Source organism: Candidatus Enterococcus courvalinii, from assembly GCF_017315945.1.
Taxonomy (GTDB): Bacteria; Bacillota; Bacilli; order Lactobacillales; family Enterococcaceae; genus Enterococcus_B; species Enterococcus_B courvalinii.
Genome location: NZ_JAFLWI010000029.1, coordinates 1 through 13,839, shown reverse-complemented (window position 1 = coordinate 13,839; position 13,839 = coordinate 1). Strand labels below are relative to the sequence as shown.

General features: G+C 37.7%; 17 protein-coding genes. All 17 read left to right on the top strand.

The genetic code is table 11. The annotated features are described in order from the left end of the window. Nucleotides 1–162: 162 nt before the first annotated feature. The 17 genes from JZO71_RS12400 (at nt 163) to recN (ending at nt 13,821) form a co-directional block, all read left to right on the top strand. The gene (locus JZO71_RS12400) at nt 163–654 is read left to right on the top strand and encodes a mannose/fructose/sorbose PTS transporter subunit IIB (protein WP_206900117.1); all 492 of its coding nucleotides are present in this window, start codon (nt 163–165) and stop codon (nt 652–654) included. Nucleotides 655–751: 97 nt separating this feature from the next. Beyond that, nucleotides 752–1,717 carry a mannose/fructose/sorbose PTS transporter subunit IIA gene (locus JZO71_RS12395; protein ID WP_206900115.1) on the top strand — a complete coding sequence of 322 codons (966 nt, stop codon included), beginning with the start codon at nt 752–754 and terminating at the stop codon, nt 1,715–1,717. Between the two features lie 48 nt (nt 1,718–1,765). Beyond that, complete coding sequence (locus tag JZO71_RS12390; RefSeq protein WP_206900113.1) at nt 1,766–2,575, top strand: PTS mannose/fructose/sorbose transporter subunit IIC; 810 nt, start codon at nt 1,766–1,768, stop codon at nt 2,573–2,575. A 17-nt stretch (nt 2,576–2,592) separates the two neighbouring features. Further along, nucleotides 2,593–3,507, top strand: coding sequence for a PTS system mannose/fructose/sorbose family transporter subunit IID (locus tag JZO71_RS12385; protein ID WP_206900111.1), 915 nt, complete (start codon nt 2,593–2,595; stop codon nt 3,505–3,507). Between the two features lie 235 nt (nt 3,508–3,742). Next, entirely contained in the window at nt 3,743–4,117 is a 375-nt protein-coding gene (locus tag JZO71_RS12380) for a DUF956 family protein (protein ID WP_206900109.1), read from the top strand. A 129-nt stretch (nt 4,118–4,246) separates the two neighbouring features. Further along, nucleotides 4,247–4,492 carry a GlsB/YeaQ/YmgE family stress response membrane protein gene (locus JZO71_RS12375; protein WP_067480496.1) on the top strand — a complete coding sequence of 82 codons (246 nt, stop codon included), beginning with the start codon at nt 4,247–4,249 and terminating at the stop codon, nt 4,490–4,492. A gap of 195 nt (nt 4,493–4,687) precedes the next feature. Continuing rightward, a complete protein-coding gene (locus tag JZO71_RS12370) occupies nt 4,688–5,752 on the top strand; it encodes a M24 family metallopeptidase (protein WP_206900107.1) in 1,065 nt (354 codons plus the stop codon). A gap of 157 nt (nt 5,753–5,909) precedes the next feature. After that, nucleotides 5,910–6,467: an elongation factor P gene (efp, locus tag JZO71_RS12365; RefSeq protein WP_067480502.1), complete on the top strand. Its 558-nt coding sequence runs from the start codon at nt 5,910–5,912 to the stop codon at nt 6,465–6,467. Nucleotides 6,468–6,485: 18 nt separating this feature from the next. Then, nucleotides 6,486–6,911, top strand: coding sequence for an Asp23/Gls24 family envelope stress response protein (locus JZO71_RS12360; protein ID WP_206900105.1), 426 nt, complete (start codon nt 6,486–6,488; stop codon nt 6,909–6,911). After that, complete coding sequence (gene nusB / locus JZO71_RS12355) at nt 6,904–7,353, top strand: transcription antitermination factor NusB (RefSeq protein ID WP_206900102.1); 450 nt, start codon at nt 6,904–6,906, stop codon at nt 7,351–7,353. The genes JZO71_RS12360 and nusB overlap by 8 nt, the downstream gene beginning before the upstream one ends. 94 nt (nt 7,354–7,447) lie before the next feature. Further along, nucleotides 7,448–8,302, top strand: coding sequence for a bifunctional methylenetetrahydrofolate dehydrogenase/methenyltetrahydrofolate cyclohydrolase (locus tag JZO71_RS12350; protein ID WP_206900100.1), 855 nt, complete (start codon nt 7,448–7,450; stop codon nt 8,300–8,302). Further along, entirely contained in the window at nt 8,303–9,643 is a 1,341-nt protein-coding gene (gene xseA / locus JZO71_RS12345) for an exodeoxyribonuclease VII large subunit (RefSeq protein WP_206900098.1), read from the top strand. It abuts the gene before it with no gap. A 3-nt stretch (nt 9,644–9,646) separates the two neighbouring features. Continuing rightward, nucleotides 9,647–9,871 (top strand): exodeoxyribonuclease VII small subunit, encoded by a 225-nt coding sequence (locus tag JZO71_RS12340; RefSeq protein WP_206900096.1) that lies wholly within the window; start codon nt 9,647–9,649, stop codon nt 9,869–9,871. After that, nucleotides 9,871–10,761 carry a polyprenyl synthetase family protein gene (locus tag JZO71_RS12335; RefSeq protein ID WP_206900094.1) on the top strand — a complete coding sequence of 297 codons (891 nt, stop codon included), beginning with the start codon at nt 9,871–9,873 and terminating at the stop codon, nt 10,759–10,761. Before JZO71_RS12340 ends, JZO71_RS12335 begins: the two co-directional genes overlap by 1 nt. A gap of 8 nt (nt 10,762–10,769) precedes the next feature. Further along, a complete protein-coding gene (locus JZO71_RS12330) occupies nt 10,770–11,582 on the top strand; it encodes a TlyA family RNA methyltransferase (protein WP_206900086.1) in 813 nt (270 codons plus the stop codon). An 87-nt stretch (nt 11,583–11,669) separates the two neighbouring features. After that, entirely contained in the window at nt 11,670–12,119 is a 450-nt protein-coding gene (gene argR, locus JZO71_RS12325; RefSeq protein WP_067480526.1) for an arginine repressor, read from the top strand. A gap of 16 nt (nt 12,120–12,135) precedes the next feature. Beyond that, the gene (gene recN / locus JZO71_RS12320; protein ID WP_206900084.1) at nt 12,136–13,821 is read left to right on the top strand and encodes a DNA repair protein RecN; all 1,686 of its coding nucleotides are present in this window, start codon (nt 12,136–12,138) and stop codon (nt 13,819–13,821) included. The last annotated feature ends 18 nt before the right edge of the window (nt 13,822–13,839 follow it).

Genomic DNA, 13,839 nt, shown 5'->3' with positions numbered 1-13,839 from the left:
GTATCCTTTTTGTGTATTGTTTAAAAAAGCTTAAAGAGTCAATAGTGTATCGCTTAAAAGTTGGCATGCTTCTTGCTTTTATATAAGTGTGCTAGGAATTGGTTGCTTTCGCAGAAATGATAGGGGTTTCTGTGAAGTAGTTTGAAAAAAGGAGTTTTGAAGATGGATATTCGATTAGCGCGTATAGATGATCGTTTAATCCACGGACAAGTTGCGACGGCTTGGTCAAAATCGACTGGTGTTGAACGAATCATTGTAGTCAGCGATATGGTGGCAAAAGATGATTTAAGAAAGTTTCTGTTAAAAGAAGCAGCACCACCGGGAATTCATGCGAATGTGATAACCGTTCAAAAGATGATCCAAGTTTATCAAAGTGGATTATTAGCAAATGCGAAAGTGATGCTATTATTCACAAACCCTCAAGATGTAGAAGCGATTGTTCGCTGTGGTGTACAGCTGAATTCCCTAAATATTGGCGGCATGAGTTTTACTGATGGCAAAACAATGATTACTAATTTTGTTTCAGTAAATCAACGCGATATAGAAGCTTTTAACTATTTGGATAGTCAAAAAGTGGAATTAGAGATTCGTAAAGTACCTGCAGACAGAAAGGTTCTTTTAATGGAGCTACTAGCAAAAGCAAAAAAGGCATAGTTGGATGTTGTGGTCGGTCAAACAATCTGTTGTAATGGTTAGCAATTATTTTTAATTTTGATTTTTGTTACAACAAAAAGAAATAGGAGGTATAAGTATGGTAGGAATTATCCTAGCAAGTCACGGACAGTTTGCTGAAGGAATCTTACAGTCTGGTTCAATGATCTTTGGCGAACAAGAAAACGTTAAAGCAGTTATTTTGAAACCAAGCGAAGGTCCAGATGACTTGAGAGCCAAGTTAGAAGAGGCAATTGCTTCTTTTGACAATCAAGACGAAGTGTTATTCTTAGTTGATTTATGGGGTGGTACTCCATTCAACCAAGCAAATACATTGTTTGAAGAACACAAAGACAAATGGGCAATCGTCAGTGGTTTGAACTTGCCAATGTTAATTGAAGCATATGCTTCTCGTTTTTCAATGGAATCTGCACAAGAAATTGCAGCACATATCATTGAAACTGCAAAAGAAGGTGTGAAGGTTAAACCAGAAGAGTTAGAACCAGAAGAAGCACCAAAAGCTGAAGTACAACAATCTGTATCTGGAACTCCAGGTAAATTTAGCTATGTTTTAGCTCGTATCGACTCACGTTTGCTTCATGGACAAGTTGCGACAGCTTGGACAAAAACAACAAACCCAACTCGTATTATTGTTGTTTCTGACGCAGTAGCTAAAGATGAACTTCGTAAAAAATTGATTCAACAAGCTGCTCCTCCAGGTGTAAAAGCTCATGTTGTTCCAATTGAACAAATGATCAAATTAGCTAAAGATGACCAACATTTTGGTGGTCAACGTGCGTTACTTTTATTTGAAAACCCAGAAGACGTTTTAAGAGCGGTAGAAGGTGGCGTACCATTAGAAACAGTTAACGTTGGTTCTATGGCTCATTCACCTGGTAAAGTACAACCAAATAAAGTGTTGGCATTCAGTCAAGCAGACATTGATACTTTCCGTAAACTTGAAGACGCTGGCGTCAAATTTGATGTACGTAAAGTGCCAAATGATTCAAAAGGAAATATGGATGAAATCTTGAAAAAAGCGCAAGAAGAATTAAACAAAAAATAATAAATAAGTATAGTTTTAACTATCAGAGAAAAATGGAGGCTTAACATCATGGAATTAAACTTTATTCAAATGATATTAGTCGTTATCGTAGCATTTTTAGCTGGTATGGAAGGAATTCTTGATGAATTTCATTTCCATCAACCAGTAATCGCATGTACGTTAATCGGCTTAGTTACTGGGAACTTAATACCTTGCCTTATTTTAGGTGGTACATTACAAATGATCGCTCTTGGTTGGGCAAATATCGGTGCTGCTGTGGCTCCCGATGCTGCTTTAGCATCTGTTGCATCTGCAATTATTTTAGTATTAGGTGGTCAAGGAAGAGCTGGGGTTTCTTCAGCTATCGCGATCGCTGTACCTTTGGCTGTTGCCGGTCTATTATTAACAATTATCTGTCGTACAATCGCAACGGCTTTCGTTCACTTGATGGATGCTGCTGCGAAAGAAGGTAACTTCAGAAAAGTTGAATTATGGCATATCGTTGCAATTTGTATGCAAGGTGTTCGTATTGCAATTCCAGCTGCTTTGATCTTGGCAATCGGTGAAGGACCTGTGAAAGGGTTACTTGAATCTATGCCAGTTTGGTTAACAGACGGTTTAGCAATCGGTGGTGGTATGGTTGTAGCTGTTGGTTATGCTATGGTTATCAACATGATGGCTACAAAAGAAGTATGGCCATTCTTCGCAATTGGTTTCGTATTGGCAACTGTTTCTGAAATCACTCTTATCGGACTTGGTGCAATCGGTGTAGCTCTTGCTCTTATCTACTTAGCTCTATCTAAACAAGGTGGCGGCTCAGGTAATGGCGGTAGCTCAAATACTGGTGACCCACTAGGCGATATCATAGATAACTACTAAAGGAGGCGTACACGAAAATGGCAGAAGAAAGAATTCAATTATCGAAAAAAGATCGTATTTCTGTTTGGTGGCGTTCAACTTTCCTCCAAGGATCATGGAACTACGAACGTATGCAAAATGGTGGCTGGGCTTTCTCAATGATTCCAGCAATCAAAAAATTATATAAAACAAAAGAAGACCGTGCAGCTGCACTAGAACGTCATTTAGAGTTCTTTAACACACATCCATATGTAGCTTCACCAATTTTAGGGGTTACATTGGCACTTGAAGAAGAACGTGCAAATGGTGCACCTGTTGATGATGTAACAATTCAAGGGGTTAAGGTTGGTATGATGGGACCTTTAGCTGGTATCGGTGATCCAGTTTTCTGGTTCACAGTGAAACCAATCCTTGGAGCGTTAGCAGCTTCTCTTGCAATGAGTGGTAATATCTTAGGTCCAATCATCTACTTCTTAGGTTGGAATATTATCCGCATGGCTTTCATGTGGTACACACAAGAATTTGGCTATAAAGCTGGTTCAAAAATTACTGAAGATTTATCTGGTGGATTACTACAAGATATCACTAAAGGTGCTTCGATCTTAGGTATGTTTATCTTGGGTTCATTAGTTAACCGCTGGGTATCAATCAGCTTTGCACCTACAGTTTCAACTGTAAAACTTGATAAAGGTGCATACATCGAGTGGGATAAATTACCTGCTGGTGCTGAAGGAATTAAATCTGCTTTGGAACAACAAGCAGCAGGTTTATCTTTAACTTCTTCTAAAGTTACTACATTACAAGACAACTTAGATAGCTTGATCCCTGGTCTTGCTGCTTTATGTTTAACATTGTTCTGTATGTGGTTACTTAAGAAAAAAGTATCACCTATCATCATTATCCTTGGATTATTCGTAGTTGGTATTGTCTTCCACTTAATCGGATTGATGTAAAAAATAGAATTAGATAGTCTGAGCTCATTTTGAGCTTCAGACTATTTTTTTTATAAGAAAGATAAAAAAGGACAGGTTTTGGAAGGATATAGCGAAGTATTTAGTAAAGAATCGCTCAATCTGTTGCTTGATTCTGCGTTGCTTTATTTTTTAGAAATGTCTATAATTATAATGATAGAAAAGAACGGTTTGTTAGGATAAAACAGAGAATAACTTGAATGGAGTAAATATTAGCATGGTACAATCAATCAATACAAAAGTCGATTTAACAGTCAATGCTACTTCTTATTTAGGAATTACTGAATATGGGAAAATCATGATTGGTGACAAAGGGTTTGAATTTTACAATGAAAGAGATGCACGCAAGTTTGTTCAGATTCCTTGGGAGGAAGTAGATTATGTCATTGCTTCTGTGATGTTCAAAGGAAAATGGATTCCTCGTTTTGCCATTCAAACAAAACGAAATGGGACGTACTCCTTTTCAGCAAAAAAACCAAAAGTTGTTTTGAGAGCAATCCGTAACTACGTAGATCCTGATCGTATGGTTAAATCTTTGAGTTTATTGGATGTTGTTAAGAGAGGCGTTAAGAATATTTTTAAACGAAAATAAAAAAACGAGTGATTTTTCTATTAAGAAAAGTTACTCGTTTTTTGGTGTCATTTGCACAATAAAATCCAATCATTTGCTTGCAAGAAAATCAGTATGATAAAATTATTTTGTAAAGAAGGAGGTTAGATTATGGGTTGGTTATGGACATTGATCGTTGGCGCAATCATTGGAGCAATTGCGGGCGCCATCACAAACAGAGGAAATTCAATGGGCTGCATTACAAATATCATCGCAGGATTGATTGGTTCAAGCATTGGTCAAGCGATTTTTGGCGATTGGGGACCAAGTGCTGCGGGTATGGCGATTGTACCTTCAATTTTAGGCGCAGTTATTTTAGTTGCAGTTGTTTCATTTTTCTTTGGGAAAAAAGCATAAGCTTATAAACAAACAAAGCAAGTAAGTGATTACTTTTTGTTGCAAAAGAATTTGTCTAGCATTTGCTAAGCAAGTTCTTTTTTCTTTTTCTTAAGGAAAGAAAGTGAACAAATTTTTTTCATTCATATTCGTACGAGAAACAATAATAATTTGCTATAATAGAAAAAAGAAAGTAAAGAAAGAAGGATTTTATTGATGATGGTACGTGTTGAAAAACTCCGCAAAAAAATGCAAGCAGAAAATTTGGATTCATTTTTGGTTACAAGTCCCTATAACCTTCGTTACTTGACAAATTTCACAGGTACTACTGGTTTAGCCGTAATTACGTTGGACAAAGCGTTCTTTATTACAGATTTCCGTTATACAGAACAAGCTGCTAGCCAAGCACAAGGTTTTGAAATTATTAAAAACGTTGGCCCAATTTTTGATGAAGTGGCTGATTTAGTGAAAAGAGAAAACCTAAATGCTTTGGCGTTTGAAGAAACAACAGTATCCTTCCTAGAATATTCGGTGTTAGAAGAAATTATCAATGCAGAATTGATTCCAATTAGTGGGATGATTGAAGAGTTACGTGAAGTAAAAGATGAAGAAGAAATCTCAATCATTGAAAAAGCATGTAGCATTGCCGATATGGCTTATGAGCACATTCTAAAAATGATTCGCCCAGGGATGACTGAAATCGAGGTAGCCAATCAAGTCGATTTCTATATGCGTTCGTTAGGTGCAACAAGTGTCTCTTTTGATACGATTGTTGCTAGTGGTTTGCGCTCAGCTATGCCTCATGGTGTAGCAAGTGACAAAGTAATCGAACAAGGTGATTTAATCACACTAGATTTTGGTTGTTATTATCAAGGATATGTTTCTGATATGACTCGGACATTTGCCATTGGTGATCCTGGCGAAAAATTAAAAGAAATCTATCAAATCGTGCTAGATGCACAGTTAGCAGTCTTAGATGCAGCTAAACCTGGATTAACAGGTATCCAGTTAGATGCGGTAGCTCGTGACTATATTACAAAACATGGATACGGTGAAGCATTTGGTCATTCAACTGGTCATGGTATCGGGTTAGAAATCCATGAAGGTCCGAATGTTTCTTCTCGTGCAGAAAAGCAATTTGTTCCTGGAAATGTCATCACGGATGAACCAGGAATTTACTTACCAGGAATTGGTGGCGTGCGGATCGAAGATGATTTATTGATTACAAAAGAGGGGAATCGAGTGTTGACTCATTCACCAAAAGAATTGATTATTCTATAGTTTCAACTGATGTTTAAAAATTTCTTTTCCTATTTAACACACCGACTTTTGTTATAGAAAATAGCTAGATTTAGTGATACACTATAGAAGGACTTTTACGCATGTAGAAGATAGCAGAGCTGGGAGTTTTTCTCCGTAAAGAATTAGGAGGCTATTTATGATTTCTGTAAATGATTTCAAAACAGGATTAACAATTGAAGTGGATGGTGGAATTTGGCGAGTAATTGAGTTCCAACATGTCAAACCAGGAAAAGGCGCTGCATTTGTTCGTTCAAAATTAAAAAACTTGCGTACAGGTGGCGTACAGGAAAAAACTTTTCGTGCTGGGGAAAAAGTAGCAAAGGCTCAAATCAGCAATCGAAAAATGCAATATCTTTATGAAAGTGCAGGAAGCCATGTGTTCATGGATTTAGAAACTTATGAACAAATTGAAATTCCTGAAGAACAGATTAAAGATGAATTGAAGTATATTTTAGAAAATATGGAAGTTAACATTATCATGTACGACACAGAAATTTTAGGTCTTGAGTTACCTAATACAGTTATCCTTGAGGTTGCTGAAACAGATCCAAACATCAAGGGAGACACATCTTCTGGTGGGACGAAACCAGCAATTATGGAAACTGGGTTAACGGTTAATGTACCTTTCTTTGTGAACCAAGGAGATAAACTGATTGTTAATACCGGAGACGGTTCATATGTATCTCGTGCTTAGGTAAAAGGAGGAAGAAAAATGGCAGATGAAAAAAATCTTGTCTTAAACGCAAATCAAGACTTAGGAGAAATTGTTATTGCTCCTGAAGTGATTGAAGTAATTATTGGGATTGCAGCTTCTAAAGTAGAAGGTGTCTATGGCATGCGTGGTACTTTTGCTAGCAACGTGACTGAGTTATTGGGTCGTGCAGCTCATGGTAAAGGTGTCTATCTTGCAAATGAAGAAGATGGCTTGAAAGTAGATATTTATTGCTATTTAGAATACGGAGTATCTGTTCCCAAAGTGGCAATGGATATGCAAGAGCGTGTTGTCCAACAAGTTTTATTTATGACAGACATTGCTTTAGCTGAAGTGAATGTTCACGTGGTAGCAGTGGTACCTGAAAAATTAGAACAACCCGCACTGGAAGAACTTTTTGAAGACGATGAGGACGAAAATGAATAAAGAAATATCAAGACATAAGATTCGTGAAATGGCGTTGCAAGCACTATTTCCACTAGATTTCAATGCAGATTTAACAAAAGAAGATGCAATCATGCATGCCATTGAGTTAGATCAGCGTGAATTGATCAATGAAGAAGAATCGGAGTTTGTTCCGGTTTATCTAGACACACTAGTTGGTGGTGTGTGTGCGAAGAAAGATGAATTAGATCAAACGATTGAAAAACATTTAAAAAATAATTGGCGCATCAATCGAATTTCAAAAATGGATTTAGTTATCTTGCGTATTGCAATTTTTGAAATGAAATATGTGACAGATGTTCCTGCTCCAGTTGCCTTAAATGAAGCAATTGAGTTAACGAAAACATTTAGTGACGATCGTTCACGCAAATTCGTGAACGGCGTATTATCTAATATTTTAAATGAAATGGAAGCTGGGGCATAGGCCCTAGCTTTTTTTTGAGAAATAAAAATCATTGTTATTGGGTAATCAAATTATATGGTAGAATAAAAAGACAAAAAGTTCAGGGAGTGGTTATATGGCAGTCACAATCAATGGAAAAGAATTAGCAGAAAAAATGCAAACAGAAATTGCTGAAAAAGTGCATGAACTCAATGAAGTTGGTATCCATCCTGGTCTAGTCGTTTTATTAGTGGGAGAAAACCAAGCGAGTCAAGTTTATGTTCGAAATAAAGAACGTGTTGCAAAAGAAATTGGTATCCACTCAAAAGTAGAACGTTATCCAGAAACCATTTCTGAAGAAGAATTACTTTTAGAAATTGAAAAATACAATCAAGATCCATTATTTCATGGAATCTTAGTACAATTACCTTTACCAAAACATATCAACGAAGAAAAAGTATTATTGGCAATCCGACCTGAAAAAGATGTCGATGGCTTCCATCCGATGAACCTTGGACGTCTATTTGCTGGTGATCCAGATATGATCCCTTGCACACCGTATGGAATCATGAAAATGTTTGAAGCTTATTCAATTGATCTTACTGGAAAGCGTGCAGTAGTGATTGGGCGCAGTAATATCGTTGGTAAGCCGATGGGGCAGCTATTATTGATGGCAGATGCGACAGTCACCATTGCACATTCAAAAACAAAAGACTTACCAGCGCTTGCGCGCGAGGCGGATATTTTAGTTGTTGCGATTGGTCGCGGTCATTTTGTAACAAAAGAATTTATCAAACCTGGCGCAGTAGTGATTGATGTAGGGATGAATCGAAATGAAGCGGGCAAACTAATTGGAGATGTCAAATTTGATGAAGTTGAGCCGTTAGCAAGCTATATCACGCCAGTACCTCGAGGTGTTGGACCCATGACAATTACGATGTTGATGTATCAAACAGTTAAGTCTGCCGAAGCTTTTGGAGCAGGTGAATAAATGACACAAGAATATTTAACAGTAACCTCGTTGACTAAATATCTAAAAAGAAAATTTGATTTAGATCCTTATTTGGAACGAGTGTATCTGACTGGCGAAATTTCTAACTTTCGCCTACGGGCAAACGCACATCAATACTTCAGCCTGAAAGACGATCATGCAAAAATCTCGGCAATTATGTTTAAAGGCGCGTTTCAAAAGTTGAAATTCCAACCAAAGGAAGGAATGAAAGTTCTTGTTGTTGGTCGTATTTCACTTTATGAAGCTGGTGGCTCTTATCAAATCTATGTGGAGCATATGGAACCAGATGGTGTCGGTGCGTTGTATCAAGCGTTAGAAGAAAGAAAAGAAAAGTTGATGAAAGAAGGTCTTTTCCAAGGACCAAAAAAACCATTACCTCGTTTCCCTAAACGAATTGCTGTCCTAACTAGTCCTAGTGGTGCAGTTATTCGGGATATCATTACGACGGTGAAGAGGCGTTACCCAATTGCGCAGTTAGTACTGTTTCCTACGGTGGTTCAAGGAAACCAAGCAGCAGATGATGTAGTAAAAAATATTGGACGAGTGGAAGCTCTGGGAAATTTTGATACGATGATTATTGGCCGTGGCGGGGGATCAATTGAAGATCTTTGGCCTTTTAATGAAGAGCGGGTCGCTAGGGCGATTTATGCAGCAACTACGCCAATTATCTCTTCTGTCGGGCACGAAACAGATACAACAATTGCTGACTTAGTTGCAGATGTGCGGGCTGCCACCCCAACGGCAGCGGCTGAATTAGCGGTGCCAGTTTTATCAGAAGTTTTGTTGAAAATCAATGAACGCCAAGCCCGTTTAGAGCAGGCTTTTTCACGTCAAATCCAAATAAAACAACAACGTTTTGAACATTCGAAGCAGTCGTATGTCTTCAGACAACCAGAACGACTATATGAAGGACAAACCATCAAATTGGACCACTTCAAGCAACGTTTACAACAAGCTGCACAACAAGTGTATTATGAAAAGGAAAAGCAAGTTATTTCTCTTAATCACCAACTCGAACAGGTAGCTCCTGATCATCGGGTAAAAACAGCTAAACAAGAAACAGATTATCTACAGCAACGTTTGAAAGAAAAAATGGAACAATATATGCAACAACAAAAAAATCATTTTCAAACAGCTGTTCAATCACTTGATTTACTAAGTCCATTGAAAATCATGGGACGAGGGTATAGCTATACGACATTACCTAATAATCAAGTAGCTAAGAGTGTGACAGAGGTCCAACAAGGAGAGCTACTGACTGTTCACTACCAAGATGGGCGAGTTATCGCAAAAGTCCAAGAAATCGAAGAAGGAGAATAACAGATGGAAAACCCAACTTTTGAAGAATCATTGCAAGAATTAGAAAAAATCGTCGTACAATTAGAACAAGGCGATGTCCCATTGGAAAAAGCATTGGATGCATTTAAACGTGGGATGGAGTTAAGTAAGCAATGTCAAGATACATTAGCAAAAGCAGAAGAAACTTTGACTAAAATGATGACTGAAACAGATGAAGAAGTCGTTTTTGGTGAGAGCGAGGAAGCTTGATGCAATTAACCGAATTTTCAGCAACTAATTTGCCGATAGTTGAACAAGAAATCGCCCAATTTTTAATGGAATATACAACCGATGAAACGCTGAAAGAAAGCATGCTTTATTCGATTAATGCTGGTGGAAAGCGAATTAGACCATTACTACTTTTAGCAGCAACAAACTCTTTTGGCGAAACATTGACTACTCCAATGTATCAAGTAGCTGGGGCTCTTGAAATGGTCCATACGTATTCATTGATCCATGATGATCTACCTGCAATGGATAATGATGATCTACGCAGAGGAAAACCGACAAATCACAAAGTTTTTGGTGAAGCAATTGCTATTTTGGCTGGAGATGGTCTGCTGACAGGCGCCTTTCAATTGATTAGTTTGGCACAACTAGAACCTTTGAAAAAATTATTACTTATTCAACAACTGGCAAGTAGTAGTGGGACTCAAGGAATGGTTGCTGGACAAACGGCAGACATTATAGGTGAAAAACAAGAATTGACTATAGAAGAACTTGCTTTTGTCCATGAACGAAAAACGGGTCGTTTGATTCGCTATGCGTTGTTAGCAGGTGGTGTTTTAGCTAATCAACCAGAAGAAGTTTTGCTGTGTTTACAAAAATTGGCTGGACATCTTGGTCTTGCTTTTCAAATACGGGATGATTTATTAGATGTGGTGAGCACAACCGAAGAATTAGGTAAAACAGCTGGCAAGGATGCGCAAGAAGGAAAAAATACGTATCCACGTTTATTAGGAATTGAAAAAACGTATGAGGCTTTAGCAAACGAAATCCAACAAGCAAAAGAATTAGTTACACAGTTGGAAAAAGATGTTTTAGTATTTGAGGGCGAGCTGCTACGTCAAATAATCAAACAATTTGATATAGAGAAATGAGGAAAAAAATGGAAAAAGAACGTGTAGACGTTTTAGCCGTTAAACAAGGACTATTTGAAACAAGAGAACAAGCAAAACGCTCTGTTATGGCTGGTTTAATTTATAATGAAAAAAATGAACGTTTTGACAAACCGGGTGAAAAGATTCCTGTAACGAATGAACTGAAAATCAAGGGGAAAAAACTGCCCTATGTTTCTCGTGGGGGCCTTAAGCTAGAAAAAGCCTTAAAAGCTTTTGATCTAACTGTTCAAGATAAAGTGTTATTAGATATTGGTGCTTCTACAGGAGGATTCACTGATGCAGCGCTACAAAACGGGGCAAAGATGAGCTATGCTTTAGATGTTGGCTACAATCAACTTGCTTGGAAAATTCGTCAAGATCCACGAGTAGTTGTGATGGAACGTGTTAACTTTCGTTACTCAAAACCAGGAGACTTCGAACAAGGTGTACCAGAGGTAGCAGTGATTGACGTATCTTTTATTTCACTCAAACTAATGTTGCCACCGTTACATGCGATTTTGGCGGATCACGGGGAAGTAGTTACGTTGATCAAACCTCAATTTGAAGCTGGGAGAGAAGCAGTAGGAAAAAATGGAATTGTCCGGAATGCTCAAACGCACCAAAAAGTAATAGAAGATACCTTGGCTTTTGCAATGGAGAGTGGTTATGATGTCTTAGAATTGAGTTTTTCACCAATTACAGGTGGCGAAGGAAATATTGAATTTCTAGCACATCTTCAAAAAGTTTCTGGTAAAGGAACTATGAGCCCGACAATTGATATTTCAGCAGTTGTTACCAATGCGCATGAACAATTTGAATAAAAGTAAGCGGTTTGCAGATTTCTTCTTTCTTAAGCCGAAAAAATAAGCTATCATTAACAAGAAGAATGAGCTAAGGAGCGAAAAGCAATGAGAAAAAAAGATCGACACCGTTTGATTACTCGATTACTGAGCGAGCGTGATATCCGGAAACAAGAAGAGTTTGTCGAAATTTTGAAAAACAAAGGAATTTCTGTGACTCAGGCCACGATTTCTCGGGATATTAAAGAACTAAAGTTGATTAAAGTTCCCGCTTCTGATGGTGGCTACCGCTATAGTTTGCCAGCAGAAACAAGCGAAGATGTTCAAACAAAATTAGAAAAAATTTTAAAAGATGCTTTTGTCGCAGTGGATCAAATGGAAAAATTTGTTATTTTGAAAACATTACCTGGAAATGCTTCTGCAGCGGCGAATCTAATTGATAAGTGTTACAAGAAAGAACTGTTTTCGATTATCAATGATGATGATAATGTTCTGATGATTACACGTACAGAAGAAGATGCAGTATCATTAAAAAAAGATTTTTTACATTACTTGTAATTAAGGGGTGATTGCTGTGTTACAAGAAATTAGTATTACCAACTTTGCAATTATTCCTGAGTTGCAATTGTCTTTTCACGAAGGGATGACGGCACTGACTGGTGAAACAGGGGCTGGAAAATCAATCATTATTGACGCTTTAGGATTACTAGCAGGTGGTCGTGGCTCAAGTGATTATATTCGTCAAGGCGCAGACAAGTGTATCCTTGAGGGATTGTTCGAGTTACCTAAACAACCAGGTTTCTCTGATTTAATGGAAGAGTTAGGAATTGAATCAGATGAGGACAACCTAATTGTTCGACGAGATATGGCATTGACCGGAAAAAATATTTGTCGCGTCAATGGACATATTGTGACTTTGGCGAACTTACGACGAATCGGCGCTTTTTTAGTTGATATTCAAGGGCAGAATGAACATCAAGAATTGTTGCAACCTGAATCACATTTAATCTTACTGGATCGGTTTGGTGATACAGCCTTCCAACAAAAGAAAAAATTGTATCAAAAATTATATCGAAATTATCGAGCGTTAGAAGCCAAAGTTCGTAAAGTTCAGCAAAATGAAAAGTCTTTTGTTCAACGTATGGATATGCTTCACTTTCAGCAAGAAGAGATTGCGGCAGCCAAACTTCAATTAGGCGAAGAAGAGCGATTAGTTGAAGAGCGTGATAAATTAAGTAATTATCAGAAAATCGTAGATAGCTTGAACGCTGGATATAGCGCGCTAGATAATGGTGAGCAAAGTAGCGTTGATGGTATTGGACGAGCGGTTTCAGAAATGCAGGGAATTGCGCATTTAGATCCAGAGTATGAAGCGATTTTTGATAATATTCAAAATGCGTACTACTTGTTGCAAGATGCAGTAGGAGATATGAGTCGCCAAATTGATCATTTGGAACTTGATGACAATCGTTTGGAAGAGGTAAATCAACGATTAGAAGTAATCCGTCAATTGAAACGAAAATATGGCGAGTCGATTGAAGCTATCTTGTCTTACTATGAGGAGATCACCAAAGAGTTAGGTGATTCTGATTTTTCTGAGGGTCAGTTAGAGAAAATGAAAAAAGAACTCGAAGAAAAGACAACAGAACTTCATCAGCAAGCGATGATTTTGCATGAGCAACGACAAAAAATTGCTAAGGAACTTGAGGCGTCAATTTTACAGGAACTAAAAGGGTTGTACATGGAAAATACAGAATTTGAAGTTCGTTTTACACAAGAAGATACAACTTTTGACCAAAATGGATTTGACCAAGTTGAATTTTACATAACGACAAATCCTGGCGAACCATTAAAACCTTTAGTAAAAGTTGCTTCTGGAGGAGAATTATCGCGAATGCTATTAGCGTTAAAAACAATTTTTTCTTCGGAGCAAGGTGTGACAAGTATTATTTTTGATGAAGTAGATACTGGTGTCAGTGGTCGAGTCGCGCAAGCAATTGCAGACAAAATTGCGCAAATATCAAAATACTCTCAAGTTTTGTGTATCACACATCTCCCCCAAGTTGCCGCAGTTGCGGATTACCAATACTACATTGTGAAAGATGTTATTGCGGGTCGAACACAAACTTCAGTTTCAGAACTTGCTGAACCACAAAGAATTGAAGAAATTGCTCGGATGTTAGCTGGAAGTGAAATTACGCCATTAACGATTGAGCATGCGAAAGAGTTATTGAAAATGGCAAAAAAAAATCACAATTAAAAAAACATTGGCTATCTC